General features: G+C 74.9%; 27 protein-coding genes. 7 read left to right on the top strand and 20 right to left on the bottom strand.

All coding sequences use genetic code 11. The features are described from left to right. The coding region (locus tag GYH36_RS15725; protein WP_162290329.1) for a DUF4232 domain-containing protein at nucleotides 1-1,238 on the top strand (1,238 nt) is incomplete at its 5' end. A 21-nt stretch (nucleotides 1,239-1,259) separates the two neighbouring features. On the opposite strand, the gene GYH36_RS15720 is transcribed toward GYH36_RS15725, so the two are convergent. Continuing rightward, nucleotides 1,260-2,342: a 3-deoxy-7-phosphoheptulonate synthase gene (locus GYH36_RS15720; RefSeq protein ID WP_024841704.1), complete on the bottom strand. Its 1,083-nt coding sequence runs from the start codon at nucleotides 2,340-2,342 to the stop codon at nucleotides 1,260-1,262. 444 nt (nucleotides 2,343-2,786) lie between these two features. Here GYH36_RS15720 and GYH36_RS15715 point away from each other — a divergent pair, with 444 nt between their 5' ends. After that, complete coding sequence (locus tag GYH36_RS15715) at nucleotides 2,787-3,284, top strand: NUDIX hydrolase (protein ID WP_024841703.1); 498 nt, start codon at nucleotides 2,787-2,789, stop codon at nucleotides 3,282-3,284. Here GYH36_RS15715 and GYH36_RS20375 read toward each other — a convergent pair. After that, nucleotides 3,258-4,841, bottom strand: a complete 1,584-nt coding sequence (locus GYH36_RS20375) for a PP2C family protein-serine/threonine phosphatase (protein WP_024841702.1) — start codon at nucleotides 4,839-4,841, stop codon at nucleotides 3,258-3,260. The genes GYH36_RS15715 and GYH36_RS20375 overlap by 27 nt on opposite strands. Then, nucleotides 4,835-5,641, bottom strand: coding sequence for an alpha/beta fold hydrolase (locus tag GYH36_RS15705; RefSeq protein WP_024841701.1), 807 nt, complete (start codon nucleotides 5,639-5,641; stop codon nucleotides 4,835-4,837). The genes GYH36_RS20375 and GYH36_RS15705 overlap by 7 nt, the downstream gene beginning before the upstream one ends. A gap of 114 nt (nucleotides 5,642-5,755) precedes the next feature. Between GYH36_RS15705 and GYH36_RS15700 the strand changes: the two genes are divergently transcribed. Together GYH36_RS15700 and GYH36_RS15695 are read left to right on the top strand one after the other, a co-directional pair. Then, the gene (locus GYH36_RS15700) at nucleotides 5,756-6,214 is read left to right on the top strand and encodes an RrF2 family transcriptional regulator (RefSeq protein WP_115943253.1); all 459 of its coding nucleotides are present in this window, start codon (nucleotides 5,756-5,758) and stop codon (nucleotides 6,212-6,214) included. A gap of 129 nt (nucleotides 6,215-6,343) precedes the next feature. Continuing rightward, nucleotides 6,344-7,279: a sulfite exporter TauE/SafE family protein gene (locus GYH36_RS15695; RefSeq protein ID WP_162290328.1), complete on the top strand. Its 936-nt coding sequence runs from the start codon at nucleotides 6,344-6,346 to the stop codon at nucleotides 7,277-7,279. Between the two features lie 107 nt (nucleotides 7,280-7,386). On the opposite strand, the gene GYH36_RS15690 is transcribed toward GYH36_RS15695, so the two are convergent. The 6 genes from GYH36_RS15690 to GYH36_RS15665 all read right to left on the bottom strand — a co-directional run bounded on the left by GYH36_RS15690 (nucleotide 7,387) and on the right by GYH36_RS15665 (nucleotide 12,346). Then, nucleotides 7,387-8,121, bottom strand: coding sequence for a glutamine amidotransferase (locus GYH36_RS15690; protein ID WP_162290327.1), 735 nt, complete (start codon nucleotides 8,119-8,121; stop codon nucleotides 7,387-7,389). 62 nt (nucleotides 8,122-8,183) lie between these two features. Next, the gene (locus GYH36_RS15685) at nucleotides 8,184-8,993 is read right to left on the bottom strand and encodes an ABC transporter permease (protein ID WP_155098705.1); all 810 of its coding nucleotides are present in this window, start codon (nucleotides 8,991-8,993) and stop codon (nucleotides 8,184-8,186) included. Next, nucleotides 8,990-10,054, bottom strand: a complete 1,065-nt coding sequence (locus GYH36_RS15680; protein WP_162290326.1) for an ABC transporter ATP-binding protein — start codon at nucleotides 10,052-10,054, stop codon at nucleotides 8,990-8,992. The genes GYH36_RS15685 and GYH36_RS15680 overlap by 4 nt, the downstream gene beginning before the upstream one ends. Before the next feature lie 86 nt (nucleotides 10,055-10,140). Continuing rightward, nucleotides 10,141-10,932: a hypothetical protein gene (locus GYH36_RS15675; protein WP_162290325.1), complete on the bottom strand. Its 792-nt coding sequence runs from the start codon at nucleotides 10,930-10,932 to the stop codon at nucleotides 10,141-10,143. Next, on the bottom strand, nucleotides 10,929-11,921 hold the full coding sequence (locus GYH36_RS15670; protein WP_115943258.1) for an ATP-binding cassette domain-containing protein: 993 nt from the start codon (nucleotides 11,919-11,921) through the stop codon (nucleotides 10,929-10,931). The genes GYH36_RS15675 and GYH36_RS15670 overlap by 4 nt, the downstream gene beginning before the upstream one ends. A 5-nt stretch (nucleotides 11,922-11,926) precedes the next feature. After that, nucleotides 11,927-12,346 carry a GntR family transcriptional regulator gene (locus GYH36_RS15665; RefSeq protein WP_115943259.1) on the bottom strand — a complete coding sequence of 140 codons (420 nt, stop codon included), beginning with the start codon at nucleotides 12,344-12,346 and terminating at the stop codon, nucleotides 11,927-11,929. A 220-nt stretch (nucleotides 12,347-12,566) separates the two neighbouring features. Here GYH36_RS15665 and GYH36_RS15660 point away from each other — a divergent pair, with 220 nt between their 5' ends. Further along, a complete protein-coding gene (locus tag GYH36_RS15660; protein WP_115943260.1) occupies nucleotides 12,567-12,974 on the top strand; it encodes a VOC family protein in 408 nt (135 codons plus the stop codon). A 93-nt stretch (nucleotides 12,975-13,067) separates the two neighbouring features. Here the strand turns inward: GYH36_RS15660 and GYH36_RS15655 are convergent, their stop codons facing one another. The 8 genes from GYH36_RS15655 to GYH36_RS15620 form a co-directional block, all read right to left on the bottom strand. Further along, nucleotides 13,068-14,189 carry an aspartate-semialdehyde dehydrogenase gene (locus GYH36_RS15655; RefSeq protein ID WP_162290324.1) on the bottom strand — a complete coding sequence of 374 codons (1,122 nt, stop codon included), beginning with the start codon at nucleotides 14,187-14,189 and terminating at the stop codon, nucleotides 13,068-13,070. Between the two features lie 12 nt (nucleotides 14,190-14,201). After that, the gene (locus GYH36_RS15650; protein ID WP_162290323.1) at nucleotides 14,202-15,515 is read right to left on the bottom strand and encodes an aspartate kinase; all 1,314 of its coding nucleotides are present in this window, start codon (nucleotides 15,513-15,515) and stop codon (nucleotides 14,202-14,204) included. A gap of 34 nt (nucleotides 15,516-15,549) precedes the next feature. Continuing rightward, entirely contained in the window at nucleotides 15,550-16,515 is a 966-nt protein-coding gene (locus GYH36_RS15645) for a formate/nitrite transporter family protein (protein ID WP_162290322.1), read from the bottom strand. Nucleotides 16,516-16,678: 163 nt separating this feature from the next. Further along, nucleotides 16,679-17,443 (bottom strand): ABC transporter permease, encoded by a 765-nt coding sequence (locus tag GYH36_RS15640; protein WP_162290321.1) that lies wholly within the window; start codon nucleotides 17,441-17,443, stop codon nucleotides 16,679-16,681. After that, nucleotides 17,440-18,288, bottom strand: coding sequence for an ABC transporter ATP-binding protein (locus GYH36_RS15635; protein ID WP_162290320.1), 849 nt, complete (start codon nucleotides 18,286-18,288; stop codon nucleotides 17,440-17,442). Before GYH36_RS15635 ends, GYH36_RS15640 begins: the two co-directional genes overlap by 4 nt. A 40-nt stretch (nucleotides 18,289-18,328) precedes the next feature. Further along, nucleotides 18,329-19,171: a DUF4097 family beta strand repeat-containing protein gene (locus GYH36_RS15630; protein ID WP_155098696.1), complete on the bottom strand. Its 843-nt coding sequence runs from the start codon at nucleotides 19,169-19,171 to the stop codon at nucleotides 18,329-18,331. A gap of 68 nt (nucleotides 19,172-19,239) precedes the next feature. Beyond that, nucleotides 19,240-19,779, bottom strand: coding sequence for a histidine kinase (locus tag GYH36_RS15625; RefSeq protein WP_162290319.1), 540 nt, complete (start codon nucleotides 19,777-19,779; stop codon nucleotides 19,240-19,242). Between the two features lie 98 nt (nucleotides 19,780-19,877). Beyond that, nucleotides 19,878-20,693, bottom strand: coding sequence for a TSUP family transporter (locus GYH36_RS15620; protein WP_312028671.1), 816 nt, complete (start codon nucleotides 20,691-20,693; stop codon nucleotides 19,878-19,880). A 101-nt stretch (nucleotides 20,694-20,794) separates the two neighbouring features. Here GYH36_RS15620 and GYH36_RS15615 point away from each other — a divergent pair, with 101 nt between their 5' ends. Together GYH36_RS15615 and GYH36_RS15610 are read left to right on the top strand one after the other, a co-directional pair. Continuing rightward, on the top strand, nucleotides 20,795-21,160 hold the full coding sequence (locus GYH36_RS15615) for an ArsR/SmtB family transcription factor (RefSeq protein WP_024841683.1): 366 nt from the start codon (nucleotides 20,795-20,797) through the stop codon (nucleotides 21,158-21,160). Then, nucleotides 21,157-21,693, top strand: coding sequence for an SRPBCC family protein (locus tag GYH36_RS15610; RefSeq protein ID WP_162290318.1), 537 nt, complete (start codon nucleotides 21,157-21,159; stop codon nucleotides 21,691-21,693). Before GYH36_RS15615 ends, GYH36_RS15610 begins: the two co-directional genes overlap by 4 nt. Before the next feature lie 36 nt (nucleotides 21,694-21,729). Here the strand turns inward: GYH36_RS15610 and GYH36_RS15605 are convergent, their stop codons facing one another. The 3 genes from GYH36_RS15605 to GYH36_RS15595 form a co-directional block, all read right to left on the bottom strand. Then, on the bottom strand, nucleotides 21,730-22,299 hold the full coding sequence (locus GYH36_RS15605; protein ID WP_115943269.1) for a DUF5063 domain-containing protein: 570 nt from the start codon (nucleotides 22,297-22,299) through the stop codon (nucleotides 21,730-21,732). A 16-nt stretch (nucleotides 22,300-22,315) separates the two neighbouring features. Next, nucleotides 22,316-22,915: a recombination mediator RecR gene (gene recR / locus GYH36_RS15600; RefSeq protein ID WP_024841680.1), complete on the bottom strand. Its 600-nt coding sequence runs from the start codon at nucleotides 22,913-22,915 to the stop codon at nucleotides 22,316-22,318. Nucleotides 22,916-23,005: 90 nt separating this feature from the next. Next, nucleotides 23,006-23,246 (bottom strand): hypothetical protein (locus GYH36_RS15595; RefSeq protein WP_203231930.1); only part of this gene is annotated, 241 nt, incomplete at its 5' end.

The raw sequence follows: 23,246 nt of genomic DNA, 5'->3' as shown, positions 1-23,246 counted from the left end.
GCCCCTCCCCCGACCCGTCGACCCGCACCGGCGACGTCGCCGCCCGCCTGCGCACGCTGCCCGGCGTCGCGGACGCCGTGCTGCTCGGTCCCACCGACGAGAGCGCACGGATCACCCTCGCGTCGCCCCTGCCCGCGCCGACGGACGCCCAGGCCACCGCTGACGCCGCGAGCACCCTCCTCGCCGACGCGGCCGGCGGGGCGGCCTGGTCGCTGCGCGTCGAGGGCACCCGGCCCGGCGGCGGCAGCCTCGTCGTCGAGCACGGCCCGGGCGCGGCGAGCGGCGGCGTCGACCCGGCGACGGGCGCACCCCTCGCCGACCTCCTGGGCGCGGACGCGGTCGCCGACGCCGTCCGGCTCGTCGCGCACGACGCGGTCCGGCGCGTCCACCTCGCGCCGGGGATCGCGGCGGTCGAGGCCCGCGCCACCGAGGACCTCGTCGCCGTCGCGGCGCTCGCGCGCGCCGAGGACCGCGGGCTGACGAGCCTCGTCGTCGAGGGCTACGGCGTCGGCCTGTTCGAGGGCGACGGCCGCTCCGTCCCGGACGACGCGCTGCTCGCCCTCGTCACCGGCGCGGCCGCGCTGCCGTCGGTCACCCAGGTCGCGTACGAGACCGTGCGCAGCACCGTCCCGGCCGACCCTCTGCTCACGGTCGTCACGTCCGGCCCGGCCGCGGACGTCGCCCGCTGGCTCGACGACGCCGCACCCCCGGGCCCGGCGCTCGCCTACCAGGTGCAGGGATCGTCCGACGACGGGACGTCCACGACACGGTCCGGGTTCGTCGGGGGCACGGCCCCCGCGACCGCCGACCGGCCCACCGACGCGTGCGCGCCGCACGACCTCACGATCGCCGCTGCCGGGGTCGACGCCGCCGCGGGCCGCCGGTTCCTCACGCTCACCGCGCGCAACGACGGCGCGACGCGGTGCGCCCTCGCAGGCAGCCCGGGGGTGCGCTTCGTCGCGGACGTCGGCACGGAGACCGACGTGCTCCTGGAGCCCGACGACGCCGCGGCGTCACCCGTCGTGCTGGAGCCCGGTGCCGCGGCCTCGGCCCTGCTGTCGTGGCGCGGCGGGTCCACGGCCGGCGGCCCGGCGCTCGTCGTGACGCTGCTCGTCGCGCCGCACCCCGGCGACCCGGAGACGGTCGTGCCGCTCACGGGCGTCCCCGGGGTGGGCGACGGCCTCGACCTTCTCGGGGGCGGGACCGCGACCGTCGGGGCGTGGACCCTCGCCGGCTGAGGGTGGGGCCGCCCGTCGGCGTCAGAGCGCGCGGCGGGTGCGGACGGCGCCGGCGAGCTCGCGCAGCAGGTCGGCCGTGGTGTCCCAGTCGATGCACGCGTCGGTGACCGACTGCCCGTACACGAGGCCGCTCGGCGCGGGCTTCTGCGCGCCCGCCACGAGGAAGCTCTCCATCATGAGACCCGTGATGCCCTCCTCGCCCTCGGCGAGGCGCGCGGAGATCTCTCGCACGACCTCCGCCTGGCGCACGTGGCTCTTGCCCGAGTTGCCGTGCGAGGCGTCCACGACGAGCCCGTGCTCCGCGACGCCGCCGAGGCCCGAGGTGCGCGCGACCGCGAGCGCCGCCGCGACGTCGTCGGCCCCGTAGTTGGGGCCCGAGCGGCCGCCGCGCAGGATGACGTGGCAGTCGGGGTTGCCCGCGGTCTCGACGGCCGCCGCCCGGCCGAGCGAGTCCATGCCGAAGAACGTGTGCTCGCTCGCGGCCGTGATGCAGCCGTCGACCGCGATCTGCACGTCGCCGTCGGTCGCGTTCTTGAACCCGACGGGCATGGACAGGCCCGAGGCGAGCTGGCGGTGCACCTGCGACTCGGCGTTGCGCGCGCCGATCGCGCCCCAGGACACGGCGTCGGCGATGTACTGCGGGCTCGTGGGCTCGAGGAACTCGCACGCGGCCGGGACGCCCGCGTCGAGGACGCCGAGCAGCACCTCGCGCGCGAGGCGCAGGCCGTGGTGCACGTCGTGCGAGCCGTCGAGGTGGGGGTCGTTGATGAGGCCCTTCCAGCCGACGGTGGTGCGCGGCTTCTCGAAGTACACGCGCATGACGACCATGAGGTCGTCGGCGAGCTCGTGCGCGACGGCGGCGAGCCGGCTCGCGTAGTCGAGCGCGGCCTCGGGGTCGTGCACCGAGCAGGGGCCGACGATGACGAGGAGTCGGTCGTCGTCGCCCGCGAGGACGTCGCGGACCTCGCGGCGGGACGTCGTCACGAGGTCGCTGCGCGTCGCGCCGAGCGGCAGGTCCGTGAGCATCGTGCGGGGCGCGGGGAGCGCGTCGAGGGCGCGCACCCGCAGGTCGCTCGTGCGCGCCTGGAGCTCGGGGCTGTCCACGGGGTCGACGGTACTCGTCGCGACGTCGGACGACGCGGCGGGGGCGACGGGTTCGGGGTGGGTGGTCGTGCTGGTCACGGGGGGCTCCTGGTCTCTGCGGCGGGGTGGGGGGCCGCCGTGCGACGGATGCTCAGCGGCGCTCACCGGCCTGCTGCCGCCCGTGGTCCCGGAGCGGCCCGTCTCACGACGAAGGGCCCGGACGCGGTCCGCGTCCAAGGCCCTGTGCTGGCTCCGGGTGGTGATCTGTGGTCAGGCTGACGCCCGCACGGCCCCACCGGGAGCCTGCGTAAAGCGCCAATACCACTGAGAAGTCACGAGGTGACCGTAGCACAGCGCCTCCGAGGGGCGGACGGCGCGTCTCACGAGGTGAGCGCGTGGCGCCCGCGCACCCAGCCGTCGCGCGGCCGGGCGACCGGCCCGCGTCCCTGCGCCTACGCTCGGGGGATGCCGATCCCCGAGTTCGTCGCCGCCCTGCGGTCCCACGTCGGGACCGACCTGCTGTGGATGCCGGGGGTCTCGGCCGTCGTGGTGGACGACGACGGCCGGGTCCTGCTCGGGCAGCGCGCCGACACCGGGCAGTGGGCCGTGATCAGCGGGATCCTCGAGCCGGGCGAGGACCCGGCGGTCGGCCTCGCGCGCGAGGTCCTCGAGGAGACCGGGGTCGAGGTCGCGGTGGACGCGCTCGTCGCCGTGACCGTCACGGAGCCGGTCCGGTACCCGAACGGCGACCTCAGCCAGTACCTCGACCTCGCGTTCGTGTGCCGGCCGGTGTCGCCCGCCGCCGCTGCCGCCGCGCACGTCGCCGACGACGAGTCGCTCGCGGTGTCGTGGTTCGCGCCCGACGCGCTGCCGGACGACCTCGCGCGCTCGACGACCGAGCGCCTCGCCCACGCGCGCCGGTGGCTCGACGACCCGTCAGCCGGGCCGTTCTTCGCCCGCTGACGGCCCGCCCGCGCTCCCGGCCGTCGGCTCGACCGCCGGTGCGGGCCCGTCCGTCGTCCGCGGGCCCAGCCAGCGGACCGCGAGCAGGCACGCGTCGTCGTCCTGCGGGGCGCGCGCGACCACGGCCGCGAGCAGGTCCTCCCCGTCCAGGCCAGCCTCGAGCGCGTTCGTGACGATCTCCGCGAGCTCGTCGAGCGCGAGCCCGAGCGGACGGTCCCGGCGCTCGACGACGCCGTCCGTGAAGAGCAGCAGCAGGTCGCCGGGCGCGAGCGCCACCGTGTCGGCGACGCGCGGCGTCGTCCCCCGCACCCCGAGCGGCGTCGAGCGCGCCTCCCACAGGTAGTGGGAGTCGCCGTCGGCCGGCACGAGCAGCGGCGGGAGGTGCCCGGCGCACGTGTAGCGCAGCGCGCCCCGGCCGAGGTCCAGCTCCGCGTACACGAGGCTCGCCATGAACCCCGTCCCGGTGCGGTCCACGAACCGGTCGAGGCGCCCCAGGACCTCCTCGGGCGGCAGGCCCGTGTCCGACGCCGCGCGGACCGCCGTGCGGAGCTGGCCCATCGACGTCGCGGCCTTGAGCCCACGACCCACCACGTCGCCCACCGAGAGCGCGACGACGTCCGGGGCGACGCGGAACGTGTCGTACCAGTCGCCCCCGACCTGCAGGTCGTGCACGCCCGGGCGGTACCGCGCCGAGATCTCCACCGCCGGGTCGTCGACGATCCCGTCCGAGAGCATCGCGCCCTGGAGCTCGCTCGCGACGGAGACGCTCTGCTCGTGGGTCGTGGCCCGCGCGAGCGCGAGCGCCGCGAGCTGGCCCGCGGCGGCGGCCGTGCCCAGGTCGAGCGGGTCGGCCCCCGCCGCGCGGCGCGGCGCGAGCGCGAGCACGCCGAGCAGCGCGCCCGCCGTGCGCAGCGGCACGACGACGGTCCCGTCCTCGCGGACCGCGGGCTCCGTGAGCTCGTCGATCGTCGGGGCGGCCAGCGCCTCGGCACCGCCCCAGCGCCGCAGCGGCCCGCTCTCCTGCGCCGTCCACAGCGCCGCGTCCCCCGCGCCCAGGAGGGTCACGGCGGTGCGCAGCAGGACCCACGCGACGCCGTCGAGCCCGGCGACGCTCGCGAGGTCGGCCGCGATGCCGTGCAGGAGCCGCACCCGGCGCTCCGCGTCCTCCGCCGCGCGCCGCGCCCCCACGAGCTCCTGCTCGAACCGCGAGCGCTCGCGCGCGCTGAGCATCGCGACCTCGACGAGCCGCTCGCCGCGGACCTCGCGCTCCGTCGCGGTGAGCAGCACGGGCTCGCGGCCGTGCGGCGTCCGCAGCTCGACCGCCACCTCGTCCACGCGGCCCTCGATGTGCAGCAGGGGGCTGACGTGCGTCTCCCAGTAGATCCGGCCCCCGACCGTGAGGAGGTCGGCGAGGCGGCGGCCCGCGACGGCCTCGACGTCGGGGACCTCGATCATCCGGAGGAACTCGTGGTTCGCGTCGAGGACCCGCACCTCGGCGTCGAGGAGCAGGAGCGCGACGGGCGCGAGCGCCCACCGCTCGGCGCGGGACGTCACCACCGGTCGCCCCCGAGCCAGTCGCGCATCGCGGCGACCAGGAGCGCGGGGTGCGAGAGGTTGGGGCAGTGGCCGACGGAGTCGATGACGACGAGGTCGCTGTCCGGGAGGTGCTCGTGCACGTAGTGACCGACCTCGAGCGGCGCGATGACGTCGACCCGGCTCTGCACGACGAGGCACGGCGTGCGGACCCGCGCCAGGTCCGCACGGTTGTCGCCGAGGAACGTCACGCGCGCGAACTTCCGCGCGACGGCCGGGTCGTTGCGGCGGAACACCTCGGCGAGCTCGTCGCCGAGCGCCGGGCGGTCCGGGTTGCCGACGATCACGGGCGCCATCGCCTGGGTCCAGCCCAGGTAGTTCGCGTCCATCGTCTCGAGGAGCTCGTCGATCTCCTCCGCGGTGAAGCCGCCGTGGTAGCCGTCGTCGTCGATGTACCGCGGGCTCGGGCCCACGAGCACGAGGCGGTCGAACAGGTCCGGCCGCTCGGCCGCCGCGAGCAGCGCGATCATCGCGCTCACCGAGTGGCCCACGAGGGTCACCGGGTCGTCGGCGACGGCCTCCACGATCTCGACGACGTCCGCGACGTAGCCCGACAGGTCGGCGTGCCGGTCCGGGTCGTACGCGGTCGGGTGCGAGGCGCCGCATCCCGAGTGGTCGAACAGGACGACGCGGTGGTCCGTGGCGAACACGGGCGCGACGTTGCGCCACATCGACTGGTCGCCGCCGAAGCCGTGCGCGAAGACCATGGTCGGCCCGTCCTCGGGCCCCATGGTCCGGACGTTGTTGCGTTCGCGCACCTCCACGGGTGAAAGCGTAGGGCGAAACGCGCTCGTACGAGCAGGCGCGGCGCGGGTGAGATCGCGCGACGGCGCCCTTCGGGCGGCCGCGGGCGCACGCGTGCACGGCACAATGTGCTCATGCGTGTCTCGGCGAAGGCTGACTATGCGGTACGGGCGTGCGCCGAGCTCGCGGCGTCCCCCCACGGCGACCCCGTGCGGGCGGAGGACCTCGCGACGGGCCAGGGCCTGCCGGTGAGCTTCCTCGAGCGCATCCTCGGCGACCTGCGCCGCGCGGGCATCGTCGCGAGCGTGCGCGGCCGCTCCGGCGGTCACCGGCTCGCGCGTCCGGCGAGCGAGGTGACGCTCGCGGACGTGTTCCGCGCCGTCGACGGGCCGCTCGTCACCGTGCGCGACGAGCGCCCCCCGAGCCTGGAGTACGAGGGCTCCGCCGCGGCGCTCCTCGAGGTCTGGGTCGCACTCCGCGCGAGCGTCCGCGACGTGCTCGACCGCGTGACGATCGACGACGTCGTCCGTCGCGACCTGCCCGAGAGCGTCCATGCGCTCGCCGCGCGAGCGGACGCCTGGGAGAACCCCTGACCCCTGGCCGCGACGCGGCCCGTTAACACTGGCCCACCATGTGGTCGGCGCTTCACATACTGGACCCTCCCGGTCAACCTTGTCGGGACACGTCGGGACCCTCCCGACGCCCCGAGCAAGGAGGCCCTGGTGCGGACCCTCGTCCTGCTGGCCCTCGTCGGCCTCGGCGCCCAGCTCGTCGACGGCAGCCTCGGCATGGCGTACGGCGTGACCTCGACGACGCTCCTGCTCGCAATCGGCACCAACCCCGCGGCGGCGTCGGCCACGATCCACCTCGCCGAGATCGGCACGACCCTCGCGTCCGGCGCGGCGCACTGGCGGTTCGGCAACGTCGACTGGGCGGTCGTGCGGCGCATCGGCGTCCCCGGCGCGATCGGCGCGTTCGCGGGCGCGACGTTCCTGTCGAGCCTGGCGACGGACGTCGCGGCCCCGGTGATGTCGCTCCTGCTCCTCGGCCTCGGGTTGTACGTGCTCGCGCGGTTCACGGTCGCCGGGCTGCCGACGGGCCGGCTCGGGCTGCCGCTGCGCAAGCGGTTCCTCGCCCCGCTCGGCCTCGTCGCGGGCTTCGTCGACGCCACCGGCGGCGGGGGCTGGGGCCCGGTCGGGACGCCCGCGCTGCTCGCGTCGGGCCGCATCGAGCCGCGCAAGGTCGTCGGCTCGATCGACACGAGCGAGTTCCTCGTCGCGATCGCGGCGTCCCTCGGCTTCCTCGTCTCGCTCGGCTCGCAGGGCATCGACCTCCTCTGGGTGGCGGCGCTGCTCCTCGGCGGCCTCGTCGCCGCGCCGGTCGCGGCCTGGCTCGTGCGGCTGCTCCCGCCGCGCATCCTCGGCTCGGCCGTGGGCGGCGTCATCGTCCTGACGAACGTGCGCACGCTCCTGCGCTCCGACTGGGTCGACGCGAGCAGCGCCGTCCAGGGCGTCGTGCTCGGCTTCGTCGCCGTGGTGTGGGCGGCGGCCGTCGTCTGGTCCGTGCGCGCGCACCGCCGCGCCGTCGCGTCGCAGCCGGCGGCCGGGACGGCGTCGGACCCGTCCCCGGCACCCGAACCGGCGACCGCCCCCCGCTGACCCGGCGCCACCCACTGACCCGGCCCCGCCGAACATGCGGTTGTCGCCCGACCTGGCGTCAGGTCGGGCGGTATCCGCATGGTCGGCCAGCGACAACCGCATGCTCGTCAGTCATGCGCGTACCGGCGCACGAACGCCGCGAGGATCCGGTGCGGCTCGCGGACGTCGCCGCGCCGCACCCTCGCCTCGACCTCGCCCGCGGCCTCGGGCGGGAAGTACCCGTAGTCCCGGTAGACGCCGATGCGCGTGAGGATCCCGTCCAGGTCGAGCTCGGGGTGGAACTGCGTGGCGTAGAGGTTCTCCTTGACGCGGAACATCTGCACCGGGCACGCGTCCGACGTCGCGAGCAGGACGGCGTGCGGCGGCAGCTCACGCACCGCCTCCTTGTGGCCCACGTAGGCCTCGAACGCGTCCGGGAGGTCGGCGAGCAGGGGGTCCGCCCGCCCCTCCGGCGTGAGGCGGATCGTCACGGGCGAGATCGGCTCGGCGTACGTGCCGTCGAGCACCGCGCCCTCGTGCAGGCCGAGCGTCCCGACGCCGTAGCACGCGCCGAGGAACGGGACGTCGCGCTCGACGATCTCGTCGAGGAGCGGGGCGAGCTCTCGCTCGACCCGGCGCTGCGTCGCGGACTTGCGCTCCTCGGGCAGCGACGAGTCGAACGGGCTGCCGCCGACGATCACCCCCGAGTAGTCGCCGAGGTCGATCGCCGGCAGCGGTCCGGCCTCCATCCGGACGCGGTGCAGCGCGTCCGCGTCGAGCCCCGCGTAGCGGAGGACGGCGGCGTGCTCGCCGTCCGCGGCGGGGTCCTCGGCGCGGGAGGCGAGGAGCAGGAAGGGCCGCATGCCGGTCAGGGTAGGAGCGCCGCCCGCGCCTCGCCCGCCGGGGCGGACCGGCGGGCGAGGGCTCAGCTCCAGCGGAAGAGCCGGACCCCGAGCGGCAGGAGCACCGCGGTCCACACCGCCATGACGACGACCTGCACCGTGGGGAAGCCGGGCTCGAACCACCCCGCCGTCATCGCCTGCGACGCGGCCCCGAGCGGCGTGAGCCTCCCGATCTGCGCCACGGCCTCGGGCATGATCGGCCCCGGCGTCCACAGCCCCGAGAGGAAGAGCAGCGGGAAGTAGATCAGCGTCCCGATCGCGGACGCGGTGCTCGCCTTGGGCGCGCGCGCCGCGACGAGCGTGCCCAGCGCGTACATCGACGCGACGCCGAGGACGAACGCGAGCGCGACCGTCCCCGCGTTGCGCGGCGCGGGCAGCCCGAACACGAGCTCGCCGACGACGAGCGCGACCGCGGACGACACCACGACCGCCACGAGGTTGATGACGAGGTGCGCGACGACGATCCCCTGCGGCCGCATCGGCGTCGTGGACAGGCGCCGCAGCAGCCCCTTCTCGCGGAACGTCGCGAAGTACACCGGCATCGTGGTGAGCGCCGGGGTCGCGATCGCGGCCGCGAGCACGACGGGCACGTAGAGCGAGACGGCGGTGAGGCCGAGCCACGGCGGGGGCGCGTCCTCGATCGGGGTGCGCATGCCGGGGATGGCGAACCCGACCCCGACGAGCAGGACGGTGGGGAACACGAGCGCGAAGAACACCGTTCCGGGGTCGCGCAGCCACAGGCGCGCCTCGGTCGCGAGCAGCACGCCGAACCCGCGCCAGCCGGTGCTGCGGCGGGCGGGCGCGACGGACGGGGTCAGGGTCGTGGCGGTCATCGGGACTCCCCTCGGGTCGGCCGGGCGTCGGTCGCGTCCGGGTCGTAGGTGCGGCCGGTCACGGCCACGAACACGTCCTCGAGCGTGCGCGAGACGGTCCGGACGTCGTCGGGCACGACCTCGTGCTCGGCGAGCGCGAGCACGACGGCGGGCAGCACCCGCCGCGAGCCCGTCACCTCGATCTCCCGCCCGGGCGCCGGGGGCGCCTCGACGTGCTCGACGTCCGCGAGCCCGGCGATCGTGTGCAGCGCGAGGTCGTGGTCCGCGGGCGGGACGCGCAGCCGCACGGTGCGCGAGGTGTCGACGGAGTCGACGAGCTCCGCGGGCGTGCCCTGCGCGACGACGCGACCGCGGTCGATGATGACGAGCCGGTCGCACAGGCGCTCCGCCTCGTCCATGAAGTGCGTGACGAGCAGGATCGTCACGCCGCGGTCGCGCACCCGCTCCACGAGCTCCCACGTCGCGCGGCGGGCCGCGGGGTCCAGGCCCGTGGTGAGCTCGTCGAGGATCGCGACGCGCGGGTTGCCGACGAGCGCGAGCGCGATCGACAGGCGCTGCTTCTGCCCGCCCGAGAGCTTCGCGAACGCGACGCGTCGGTGCTCGGCGAGGTCGAGCAGGTCGAGCAGCTCCTCGACGTCCCCCGGCGTCGCGTAGAACGACGCGAAGAGGCGCATCGCCTCCTCGACGGTGATCCTCTCGTTGAGCGCGACCTCCTGGAGCTGGACCCCGACGGCGTCGCGCACCGCGGCGGGGTCGGCCTGCGGGTCGACGCCGAGCACGCGGACCGTGCCGCCGTCGGCCTCGCGCAGCCCCGCGAGGCACTCGACGGTCGTGGTCTTGCCCGCGCCGTTGGGGCCGAGGATGCCGAAGATCTCCCCGGCGGCGACGGTGAAGGACACGTCCTCGACGGCGACCTTCCGGGCGCCGGACCCCTTCGGCCCGGGGTACGTCTTGCGGAGGTTGCGGACCTCGACGACGGGCTCGGGCGCGGCGGTCGTCCCGGGCGACCGGGTGGCCGACGTCGCGGTCGCGCCGCCGGTGGGCGGTGGTGCGGTGGTCATGGTGCCTCCAGGTGGGTGTGCGCCACCCGCGGGCGGCGCGGCGCGCCGTCCGGAGGGGGTGGTGTCGGGTTGTCGGTGGTGGCCGGTCAGGCGCTCGCGCTCGCGGCGAACTCGACCGGGCGGACGGCGGCGCCCCGCAGGACGGCGCGCAGGAGCAGGGCGGCGAGCACGGCCCCGAGGGCGCCGCCGAGGAGGGCGAGCCCCACGGGCGTGCCGTCGAGACCGACGGCGCGCGCGAGCCCGTTGCCGAAGAAGCCGGAGCGCAGGAAGACCTCGGTGACCGCCACGGTGCCGAGCGACGCGACGACGAGCAGCACGCCACGCACGAACCCGTACCCGTAGAAGCCGGCCGCGATCACCATCCCGGCGAGGTAGTACACGACGCACGAGATCCCCTCGACGAGGCTCACGAGGACGACCTCGGACCCGTCGCCGTAGAGCTGTCCGAGATCCCCTTCCGTCGGCCACCCGACGCGCCGGAACAGCGTCCACTCGCCCCACTTCACGAGCGCGGCCGCGATCCCGAACGTCAGGCCGGAGACGGTCGCGCCGATCCAGAGCCCGTGGGTGTACGACCGTCGGGTGCCGCCCGCGGCGACGTGCACGGCGATCGTCATGAGCGGGAGGATGATGCCCATCACGAAGAGGAAGAACTTCGCCGAGCCCGCGACGCCGCCCACGGCCTCGATGCTCACGTCGTCGTTGCGCGTCATGATCCACAGGATCAGCACGCCGACGACGAGCGCGATGGCCCAGAACCACAGGCCCACGAACCACGTGCCGCCGATGAAGTACGAGGCGACGGCGCGCACTCCCCGCCGGTGGGCGGCGGTCTCGAGCGCGCGGCGCTCCGCGGCGCGGTCTGCGGTGGCGGTCATCGTGCCTCCTCCCTCTCGGCGTCCGTCCCGGCGCCGGGGCGGCCGGTGCGGGTGAGGTGCACGAACAGGTCCTGGACGGGCACGGCGCCCACCTCGAGCCCCGCCTCGACGGCGGCGGCGCGCTCGTCGTCGGCGAACGTGCCGAACAGCGTCACCTGGGCGGTGCCGCCGAGCCGTTGGCGCGCGAGCACCTCGCGCCCCGCGGCGTGCCGCTCGACGACGTCGGCCGGGCCGGTGAGGCTCACGCCGCGGGCCCGCACGTCGTCGGCGTTCTCGGCGAGCAGCACGCGGCCGCGGTCGATGATCACGACGTCCTCGAACAGCCGCTCCACCTCGGTGATGAGGTGGCTCGACAGCAGGACCGTGCGCGGGTGCTCGGCGTAGTCGGCGACGAGGGCGTCGTAGAACGCGTACCGGCTCGGCGCGTCCATGCCGAGGTAGACCTCGTCGAAGATCGTCAGCGGCGCGCGCGACGCCAGGCCGATCACCGCGCCGAGCGCGGACCGCTTGCCGCGCGACATCTCGCTGGGCTTCCTGCGCACGTCGACCTCGAGCTCGTCGAGGAGGCGCGCCGCGAGGTCGGCGTCCCAGCGGGGACGCAGGTCCGCGTAGTACGCGAGCGTGTCGCGCGCCTTGTCGGACTCCCACACGTCGCCGCTCTCGCGGACGAGCTGGGTGTGCGTCGTCGTCCACACGTTCTCGAACGGGTCCTCGAGCTCGCCTGGCAGGCCGACGCGCACGGACCCCGACGTCGGCCGGCGGAACGCGGCGAGCAGCGCGGCGAGGGTCGTCTTGCCCGCGCCGTTGCGGCCGAGCAGGCCGGTGATGACGCCGGGGCGGATCGTCAGGGTCGCGTGGTCGAGCGCGGGCGCGTCGTCGCCGCGCGCGTAGCGCACGACGACGTCGCGCACCTCGGCGGCGAAAGGCTCCGGCCCGGGGAGGGCGGGGCCGGTCGGGTCGGTGGGGCGGCTGGCGGGCCGGGCGGTCACGGGTCTCACCTCGGGGTGGGGTCGGTGGTCGGGCCGGTGCGGGGAGCGCCTCCGGTGCCGGGACCGGCGGGGCGCGGGCGGCCGAGGACGTAGTCCACGACCTCGGACGTCGGGATGTCGAGGAGGTCGGCCTGCGCGAGCGCGGGCGCGAGCACCTCGTCGAAGAAGCGCGCACGGTGGTCGGCGAGGAGCTTCTCGCGCGCACCGGGCGCGACGAACATGCCGAGCCCGCGCCGCTTGTACAGGACGCCCTCGTCGACCAGGCCGGCGAACGCCTTGGCCGCGGTCGCCGGGTTGATGCGGAACGTCGTCGCGAACTGCGTCGTGGACATGACCTGCTCCTCCTCCGCGAGCTCTCCCGCGAGCACCTGCGCCCGGATCATCTGCGCGATCTGGAGGTAGATGGGTTCAGGTCCGTCGAACATGGGCCCCATCCTCTCCCGCCTCGCGCGTCCTGTGGTTCATTACTCCACTAATGAACCATGGATGCGTGATCAGGCGCAACCCCCGGCCGACGACCCGCCCCCGCTCACCCGTGGCGGGCAGTTCCCCCCGGCGCCGCGCGGTGGGAGCCTGGGAGGGTCCGACGTCCGCGGCGGGTCCACGCCCTCCGGGCGCCGGCGGTCACGAAGGAGTGAGGCAGCGATGGTCACGATTCGACGCGGGTTCTCCAGCTTCTCGGCGGACGACCTCGACGCGGTGCGCGCGTTCTACGGAAACACCCTCGGGCTCTCCGTCACCGCCCTCGACGGGGGCAACGGCCTGGTCCTCCACCTCGGGGGCGGCTCGGACGTGTTCGTCTACCCGAAGGAGGACCACCGGCCGGCCGCCTTCACCGTCATGCACCTCACCGTCGACGACGTGGACGAGGTCGTCGACGAGCTCACCGCGAAGGGCGTGACGTTCGAGCGCTACGAGGGGTTCGACCAGGACGAGAAGGGCATCGTGCGCGGGTTCATGGAGGGCGGCGACGGCGCCTGGCTCACCGACCCGGCCGGCAACATCGTCGGCCTCGCCGACGGCGAGACCATGCGGCGCATGGTCGATGGCTGACGCCCGTCCGCACGACGGCCACCAGGACGCGGCAGGGCCCCGGTCGACGACCGGGGCCCTGCCGTGGCGTCGCGGGGCGTCACCCGCCGCGGATCAGGCGGGGGCCGACGCCCCCGCGAACGCGGCGCGGACGCCGTCGAGGTCCTGCGCGACGAGCTCGGCGAGCTGCACGGCGTTGAGCGCCGCGCCCTTGCGGAGGTTGTCGTTCGAGACGAAGAGCACGAGCCCGCGCCCGCCCGGCACCGACTGGTCGGTGCGGATGCGGCCCACGAACGACGGGTCCTCGCCCGCCGCCTCGAGCGGGTTCGGCACGTCGGACAGCGCGACGCCCGGGGCGGCGGCGAGGATCTCGCGCGCCCGGTCCGGCGTGATCGCCGCGGCGAACTCGGCGTGGATCGCGAGCGAGTGCCCCGTGAACACGGGGACGCGCACGCACGTGCCCGCGACCGCGAGGTCGGGCAGGCCGAGGATCTTGCGCGACTCGTTGCGCAGCTTCTTCTCCTCGTCCGTCTCCTCCAGGCCGTCGTCGACGATCGACCCGGCGAGCGGGACGACGTTGAACGCGATCGTCCGCGGGAACTTCACCGGCTCGGGGAAGGCGACCGCGCCGCCGTCGTGCACGAGCCCGACGAGGCCCTCGCCCGTGCCTTCCGCCGCCGCACCGGCGACGGCCTGGGCGCGCAGCTCCTCCGCGCCCGCGAGACCCGCGCCGGACACCGCCTGGTACGTCGCGACGATCAGGCGCTCCAGCCCCGCCTCGTCCGCGAGCGGCTTGAGCACCGGCATCGCGGCCATCGTCGTGCAGTTCGGGTTCGCGACGATGCCCTTGCGCGCCTCGCGCAGCGCGCCCGGGTTCACCTCGGAGACGACGAGCGGCACGTCCGGGTCCATGCGCCACGCGGACGAGTTGTCGATGACGACGGCGCCCGCCGCCGCGAAGCGCTCGGCCTGCGCCTTCGAGGTCGCGCCGCCCGCGGAGAACAGCGCGACGTCGATCCCGCGCAGGTCCTCGGTCGAGGTCGCGGCGACATCCTCCACGACGACGTCCGTGCCGCGCCACGGGAGCGTCGACCCGGCCGACCGCGCGGAGGCGAAGTACCGGATGCTCCGGACGGGGAAGTCGCGCTCGTCGAGGAGGCGGCGCATCACGGCGCCCACCTGGCCGGTCGCGCCGACGACGGCGACGTTCAGGCCCTGACGGTTCTCGGTGCTCATGGTCCAGTCCTCTCAGCGGCCGGTGCCGGCGTAGACGACGGCCTCGCCGTCGGCGTCGAGCTCGAACGCGGTGTGCACGGCGCGCACCGCCTCGTCGAGCGAGTCCTCACGCGTCACGACCGAGATGCGGATCTCCGAGGTGGAGATCATCTCGATGTTGATGCCCGCGTCGCGCAGCGCGCCGAACAGCTTCGCCGAGACGCCCGGGTGCGACTTCATGCCCGCGCCCACGAGCGACAGCTTGCCGATCTGGTCGTCGAACTGCAGCGAGTCGAACCCGATCTCCGCCTGCAGCGCGGACAGCGCCGACATCGCCGCCGGGCCGTCGCCCTCGGGGAGGGAGAACGAGATGTCCGTGAGACCCGTGCGGGCGGCCGACACGTTCTGGACGATCATGTCGATGTTCACGCCCGAGCCCGCGACCACCTCGAAGATGCGCGCCGCCGTGCCCGGGACGTCGGGCACGCCGACGACGGTGATCTTGGCCTCGCTGCGGTCGTGCGCGACGCCGGAGATGATCGGGTCTTCCATGACGGTCTCCTCGGGAAGGTCTGCGGTGCTGGTCGGGCTGCCGGGGCGGGGCGCGGTGTAGGCGTCCGCGCGGACGAACGTGCCCTCCGTGCCGCTGAAGGACGAGCGCACGTGGATCGGGACGCCGTAGCGGCGGCCGTACTCGACGCACCGCAGCGCGAGGACCTTCGCCCCGCTCGCCGCCATCTCCAGCATCTCCTCGTACGTGATGCTGTCGATCTTCCGCGCGCTCGGCACGATGCGCGGGTCCGCCGTGAACACGCCGTCGACGTCCGTGTAGATCTCGCACACGTCGGCGCCCAGCCCGGCGGCGAGCGCGACGGCCGTCGTGTCCGACCCGCCGCGGCCCAGCGTCGTCACGTCGTTCGTCGACTGCGTGACGCCCTGGAACCCGGCCACGATCGCGACCTGCCCCTTGTCGAGCGTCTCGCGCACGCGCGTCGGCACCACGTCGACGATGCGCGCCTTGCCGTGCACCGCGTCCGTGATGACACCCGCCTGCTGGCCCGTGAACGACTTCGCCTTCACGCCGAGGTTCGTGATCGCCATCGCGAGCAGCGACATCGAGATGCGCTCGCCCGCGGTGAGGAGGATGTCCATCTCGCGCTGCGGCGGGAGGGGGGTGACCTGCTGCGCCAGGTCGATGAGCTCGTCCGTCGTGTCGCCCATCGCCGAGACCACGACGACCACGTCGTTCCCGGCCCGCTTCGCCTCCGCGATGCGCTTGGCCACCCGCTTGATGCTCTCGGCGTCCGATACCGACGATCCGCCGTACTTCTGCACGACAAGTGCCACGTGCTGCTCCGTCTGTCGCCGGCCTCCGTCTCTCTCAACGGCCCGCCGGGTGCTGTCTGGGTCGAACGATGATACGCACGCGGCGCGCGGTCCGGCCACGACCGTCCCGCCATGCGGCCGCCCACGGGGTGCGTGCGCGGCCCTCAGGGGGGTCAGGCCGGGTGGTGGCTCCGGTCGAGCGGGGCGCGACGGGGGTCGGGGCGGAGGCGGGCGCGTCGGCGTCGCGGGCGGTCGGGCCTGCCACGACGGCGTAGGCGAGGCCGACGACGAGGGCGCCGCCGACGAGGTTGCCGAGGCCGACCCAGGTGAGGTTGCGCGCGAAGTCGGGCCACGTCGTCGGGCCGAGGTCGCCGAGGAGGCCGAGCGAGAAGGTCGTCATGTTGGCGACGACGTGCTCGAAGCCGGAGGCGATGAAGGCGAGGACCGCCCAGAACAGGACGATCGCCCGGCCCGCCTCGGAGCGCAGGCGGCCGCACGCCCAGATCGCGGCGCACACGAGCAGGTTGCACAGGACGCCGCGGAAGAAGAGCTCGCCGCCGGTCTCGTGCGCCTTGGCGCGGAGCATCGCCGCGAGCATGTCGCCCGCGGCGGGGTTCGAGCGCAGGACCCCCGCCTGCGTGACGGCCCAGCCGAAGAGCATCGACCCGGCCAGGTTGCCGACGAGGCACAGGACGAGCGTGGCGACGGCGTCGCGCACCCGGACGGCGCGCGTCGCGACGCCCTGGGCGAGGACCATCATCGCGGACGTCGCGAGCTCGGCACCGGCGAACACGACGAGCGTGAGCGCGGCGGCGAACACGCCGCCCGCGACGAGCCGCTCCCCCGGTGAACCGGCCGCGAGGAAGGGACCCGCCGTCGCGACCATGAGCATGACGCCGACGCCGACGTACGTGCCCGCGAGCGCCGCGGACACGAGGTAGCGCGCGGGACGTCTCGCCGCGCCGGCCTTGTCCCGGGCGGCCTGCGACTGGGTGGACAACGCCTGGGCGAGGGTCTGCACGCTCCCGATCCTCGCCGCCGGGGCGCACGCCCGTCAGGGTCGGTGGTCGGGCCGGTCCGGGACCGAAGGACCGCCGGCACGAGGTCCCGGCACGGGACGCCGCACGAGCCACTCCCCGGGCTCGTGCGGCGCGACTCCGTGCCGGGACCTCCTGCGCCCCGGGTCAGCGCATGCGCCGCCGGTACGTCGCGACCGCCCACGCCTGGGCGACGACGAGGATCCCGACGAGCCACGCGAGCGCGAGCCAGATGTCGGAGCCGACCGGCTGCCCGGCGAGCAGCGCGCGCAGCGTGTCGACGACCGCGGTGACGGGCTGGTTCTCGGCGAACCAGGCGACCGCCGTCGGCATGGTGTCCGTGGGGACGAACGCCGAGCTGACGAACGGCAGGAAGATCAGGGGGTAGCTGAACGCGGACGCCCCGTCGACCGTCCTCGCCGAGAGGCCGGCGACCACCGCGAGCCAGGTGAGCGCGAGCGTGAACAGCACGATGATCCCGAGCGCCGCGAGCCACGCGCCGACCGAGGCGTCCGTGCGGAAGCCCAGCAGGAGCCCGACGCCGACGACGAGGGTCACCGACACGAGGTTCGCGACGAGCGACGTGAGCACGTGCGCCCACAGGACGCTCGACCGGGCGACCGGCATGGACCGGAAGCGCTCGACGATGCCGCCCTGGAGGTCGAGGAACAGCCGGTACGACGTGTAGGCGACCCCGGACGCGACCGTGATGAGCAGGATGCCGGGCAGCAGGTAGTCGACGTAGGACCCGCCGGTGCCGGTGTCGATCGCGCCGCCGAGCACGTAGACGAACAGCAGCATGAGCGCGACCGGGGTGACGGCGGTCGTGATGATCGTGTCGGGGCTGCGCAGGACGTGCCGCAGCGACCGTCCCGTGAGGACGCGTGTGTCGGTCAGGACGTGGGTGGTCATCGGAGCTCCTCTCCGGCGGGCTGGGCGCCCTCGGTGGTCGTCGGCGTCACGGGGGTGCCGTCGGTGCCGTCGGTGTCGCCGGCGTCGCCGACGAGCGCGAGGAACACGTCCTCGAGGGACGGCTGCTTCTCGACGTACTCGACCGTCGCGGGCGGCAGCAGCGCCTTGAGCTCGGCGAGCGTGCCGTCCTGGACGATCGTGCCGCGGTGCAGGATCGCGATCCGGTCCGCGAGCTGCTCGGCCTCGTCGAGGTACTGGGTGGTGAGCAGCACCGTGGTGCCGCCGCGGGCCAGCTCGCGCACCGTGGCCCACACCTCGATGCGCGACTGCGGGTCCAGCCCCGTCGTGGGCTCGTCGAGGAAGACGACCGGCGGGTTCCCGACCAGGCTCATCGCGATGTCGAGGCGACGGCGCATCCCGCCGGAGTAGGTCCCGGCCCGGCGCGCGCCGGCGTCGGTCAGCGAGAACCGGGCCAGCAGGTCGTCCGCGACCCGCTCGGGGTCGCGCAGGTGGCGCAGGCGCGCGACGAGCACGAGGTTCTCCCGGCCCGTGAGGACCTCGTCGACCGCGGCGAACTGGCCGGTCAGCGAGATCGACTCGCGGACCCGCCCGGGCTGGTCGACGACGTCGTGCCCGTGGACGCTCGCGGTGCCCGCGTCGGGCGCGACGAGCGTCGACAGGATCCGCACGAGCGTGGTCTTGCCCGCGCCGTTGGAGCCGAGGAGCGAGACGATGCTCCCGGGCGCCACATCCAGGTCGACCCCGCGCAGCACGCGCAGGTCGCCGAACGACTTCTCGATGCCTCGTACCCGCAGCGCGGGCTCGAGGGACAGGTCGACGGACATCTCGGTTCTCCGTTTCCTCGGCGCTTCTCGGGTGGTGCGGTCAGGGCCGGCGGACGACGACGTCGCCGTAGCCGGTGCTGGCGTGGATCTCCGCGGTGGCCTCGTCCTCGACGGGCCCCTCGGTCGGGGTCAGGTGGTTGCGGACGCTGCCGTGCTCGGAGCTCGCGTCCAGGTAGGCGGCGGTCCCCTCGGGGACGCCGACCTCGATCGACCCGTACGACGTGGCGAGGGTGACGCTGCCCGACTCCAGGCGCTCGACCCGGATGCCCGCGTGCGCGGACTTGGCCGTGAGGGTGCCGGCGACGCGCGCGACCGCGACGTCCCCGTGCGCGCCGTGCACGGCGAGCGAGCCGGTGACGACGCCGACCGTCGTCGTGCCGTTCGTCGCCTTGATCGAGCCCTCGCCGCGGACCTCCTCGACGCGAACGGACCCGGCGCTCGCGCGGGCGTCCAGCGAGCCGCTCACGCGGCGCGCCGCGACGGAGCCCGCGGAGGCCTTGACGTCGAGCCGCTCGACGTCCTCCACACGGGCGTCGCCCGCGGAGAGCGCCATGTCGACGGCGCCGAGAGCGCCCTCGGCGTAGAGCGACCCGGCCTTGCCGCGCACGTCGGAGCCGGCGGGCAGCTCGACGGTGATGTCGGCGGTGCCGGACGCGAACGGGAGGACGTACTGCTTCCACGTGCCGGGGAAGGAGATCGTCACGGCGGCGCCGTCGCTGTCGACGCGCACGGCCTCGGCGGCGCGGACGCTGCTCGACCTCCCGGGGTCCGTCGGCAGGACCGTGACGACGACGTCGTCACGCTCGCCGGCGACCACGTGCAGGTGGGCGAAGGGCACGTCGACGGCGACGGCGACGGGGTGCGGGGCGGGGAAAGTGGGCATGACGAAGCTCCAGGAGTGGTGTCGTGGTGGTGTCAGGTGGGTTCGGGAGGCGGGTACGGTGACCGGGGTCAGCGCACCCAGCCGGTGACGCGGGCCGAGCCGCGCTGCTGCGGACGGGCGGCCTGCCCGGCCGGTCGTCCGGTGGTCTGCTCGAGCGCCGCGGCGACCGCGCGCACGAGCCACGTGTTCACCGAGACGCCGTCGCGCGCGGCGGCGGTCTCGACCTGCGTCTTGAGGTGGTCGGGCAGGCGCAGGGTGGTGCGGGTGGTGGCGCCCGTCTCGACGTCCGCCGCGACCGCGGGCAGGACTCCCGCCGCCGAGGAGGCGCCGGGTGCGGGCTGCGCGGGGGCAGCGGGCTCCGGGGACGCCGGGGCGGCGACCACGAACTCCGGGGAGCCGCCCCGCAGGCGCACGTCGACCGACCCGGGCGCGAGCTCCGCGGAGATCTCGCCCGCGGCGGCCGACAGCGCGTCGAGCAGCACGAGCCGGACAGCGGCGTCGAGCGGTGCGGTCAGTCGCTCCGCGACCCGGCGGCCGTCGTCCCCCGCGGAGTCCGCGGCGGCGGCGAGTCGGTCCTGCAGGTCGTCGACGTACGGGGTGAGGTCCATGACTCCACTATGACACCACTTGTGGTGTCACACAACCCCTCACGACAACATTTCTGACACCACACGACACCAGTGGCGGCGTCGTGGCCGGACGGGCGTCAGGACGCGAGGTCCGCGACGACGTCGTACCCGAGCTTGACGACGAGCGCCCCCACCACGACGACGAACACGACGCGCACGAAGGCGCTGCCCTTCGCGACCGCCATCCGGGCGCCGACGTACGCCCCGAGCAGGTTCGCCGCCCCCATGACCAGACCCAGGCCCCACAGCACCGCGCCGTACGGGACGAAGAAGATGAGCGCGCCCGCGTTCGTCGCGAAGTTGGCGATCTTGGCGAGCGCCGACGCGGGGAGGAACGCGTAGCCGAGGATGCTCACGAGCGCGATGACGAAGAACGTCCCGGTGCCCGGGCCGAGCAGGCCGTCGTACGTGCCGATGACGAGGCCGATCCCGGCCGCGGCCCACCGGTGCCCGTTGCCCTCCCAGCGGAGGTTCGTCGTGTGCCCGAGCTTCGGCTTCGCGATCGTGCAGACCGCCACGCCCACGAGCACGACGAGGATGATCGGCTTGAAGAGGTCCGCCGGGATGCGCGAGGCGAGCGCCGCTCCCCCGATCGCCCCGACGAGCGCCGCGAGCGCCATCGGCCCCGCCGTCCGCAGGTCCGGGCCCACGCGCCGGTAGTACGTCGCGGCGCTCACCGACGTGCCCATGATGCTCGCGAGCTTGTTCGTCGCGAGCGCCTGGACGGGGCTGATGCCCGGGACGAGGAGGAGCGCAGGGAGCTGGACCAGGCCGCCCCCGCCGACGACGGCGTCGATCCATCCCGCCGTGAGCGCTGCGAGGACGAGCAGGAGGACGGTCAGGCCGTCGATCTCGAGCCCGCCGGAGACCGGGAGGGAGAAGGCGGGAAGCACCCCCCAGTGGTACCACGGCGTCGCGCCGCCACCGGCACCGGGCCGGGCGTCGCGGCCACCCGGCCCTTCACAACGTGTAACCGAAGCGTTACGCTTCGAGGGTGGACGTGTTCGAGGTCGTCGCCGACGACGTGCGCCGGGACCTGCTCCTCGCGCTGCGCCGCGGCGCCCTCACGGCCGGCGAGCTCGCCCGCACGCGGTCCGACGTGTCGCGCCCCGCGGTGAGCCGCCACCTGCGCGTGCTGCGCGAGGCGGGCGTGGTGCAGTCCGTCGTCGACGGGCGTCGCCGCGTCTACTCGCTGCGGCCCGACGCGCTCGCGCCGCTCGCCACGTTCCTCGCGGCGCTGACGCCGCCCGCCCCGCCCGTCCCGGCACGAGCCCTCGACGGCCTCGACCTCGAAGTCCGCCGCACCACCCGAGAACGCCGCACCGCGCACGGGGCGGCCCAGCAGGAGGAGAGCGCATGAGCGACACCACGACCCCGATCCCCGCGGGCGCCCCGACGCCGCGCGGGACGGTCGAGCACGGACCGGAGGGCGCCGAGCTCGTCCTCACGCGGACCTTCCGCGCGCCCGCCGCCGACGTGTGGGCGAGCCTCACGGAGCCGGACCGGCTCTCGCGCTGGATCGGCTACTGGGAGGGCGACCCGTCGACCGGCGCCGTGCAGTTCTACATGACCGCGGAGGGCGACGACCCGGACCCCGAGGAGTACCGCATCACGCGGTGCGAGCCGCCGCACCGGTTCGCCGGGGTCACGTCCACGGGCGACGACGCGTGGCACCTGTCGTTCGACCTCGACGAGGAGGACGGCGTCACGACGCTCACCTTCCGCCAGGTGCTCGGACCCGGCGACGACGCGCGCAACATCGGCCCCGGGTGGGAGTACTACCTCGACCGGCTCGTCGCCGTCCGGGAGGGCCGCGACGCCACGACCGTCCCTTGGGAGCCCTACCTCGCCACGCTCGCCGACCACTACGGCCGCGCGTCGGACGCCGTCTGACGCCGTGGTCCGACGCCTCCTCCGACGCCTCGGCGATCAGGACTGGAGCGCGTCGTACTCCGCCTCGGCCGCGACGTCGTCCTCGACGTCGAGGCGCAGGTGCGCGAGCGCGAGCTGGAGGACCCGCAGGGCGCTCGCCGCGCGCTCGCCCCACAGCGAGACGTAGGAGAACTGCCACCACCACAGGCCCTCGACCTCACGGCCGCCGTCGTAGTGCTGCAGCCCCTTGGCGAGGCACTCGGCCACGCACGCGAGGTCGCCGGAGAGGGACGCGGCACCGACCTCCGCGCCGACGAGCGGGTCCGTGATCTCGACGTAGTCGTCGAACCCGTCGAAGAGCTGCGCGAGCGCGGTGCGGAGCGGGTCCACGTCGGTGTCGCGGCCGGCGTCGGGCTCGAACCGCTCGACCGGGACGACGTCGCCCATCGCCCCCAGGCGCGCTCCCGCCGCGAGCGCGTCGGACAGCGCGAGGAGCAGCAGGGGCAGGACGGCCCCCGGGGCCGCCCCGGACGCGACCTGCGTCGAGGTCGTGAGGAAGGCCCGCGCGTGCGCGGCCATGCCCTCGGCGATCTCCCGCAGGTCCGGGTCGTTCTGGATCTCCCCCATGCCGGTCACCCTTCCGTCAGCCGCCGACGAGGCGCCGGCCCTCGAAGGCCCGGCCGAGCGTCACCTCGTCCGCGTACTCCAAGTCTCCCCCGACCGGCAGCCCCGACGCGAGGCGGGTCACGCGCAGACCCATGGGGCCCAGCATGCGCGCGAGGTACGTCGCGGTGGCCTCGCCCTCGACGTTCGGGTCGGTCGCGAGGATCACCTCCGTGACCTGCCCGTCCGCGAGGCGCGCCATGAGCTCGGCGATCCGCAGGTCGCCGGGCCCGACGTTCTCGATCGGGTTGATGGCGCCGCCGAGCACGTGGTACCGCCCGCGGAACTCGCGCGTGCGCTCGATCGCGACGACGTCCTTGGGCTCCTCGACGACGCAGATCACCTCGGGCGAACGGCGCGGGTCCGCGCAGATGCGGCACTGCTCGGACTCCGCGACGTTGCCGCACGTCTCGCAGAAGCGGACGCGCGCCTTGACCTCGGTGAGCGCGTCGGCGAGCCGCCGCACGTCGGCCGCGTCAGCGGCCAGCAGGTGGAACGCGATGCGCTGCGCGCTCTTGGGCCCGACGCCGGGAAGCCGGCCGAGCTCGTCGATCAGGTCCTGGACAGCGCCTTCGTACACTCCCCCAGCCTACGGGGCCGGGCCCGCGCGTCGGGCCCGGCCCGCCGTCGCCCGCCACGCGGCAGGTCGGCTCGCGTGCCGCGCAGCGCGTCAGCCCTGGTCCTGGATCTCCTCGATGATCTTGCCGTCGAGCAGGCTCACGACGAGCGCCGTGCCGACGAGTCCGGTCGAGACGATGTCCGGGTCGTCCGCCGACGGCAGGTCGTCCAGCGGGTCGTGGGCGGGCGACGGTCGCGCGGGCTCCTGCGCGGGGCGCGGTGCTGCGCCTCGCGACGACGCCGCCGCCAGGGCCGCGGCCGTGGCCGCGCGGGCGGCCGACACGCCGCGCAGC

The sequence above is a fragment of the Cellulosimicrobium composti genome, assembly GCF_010287905.1.
GTDB lineage: Bacteria > Actinomycetota > Actinomycetes > Actinomycetales > Cellulomonadaceae > Cellulosimicrobium > Cellulosimicrobium composti.
This window is presented reverse-complemented; position numbering and strand designations above follow the sequence as displayed.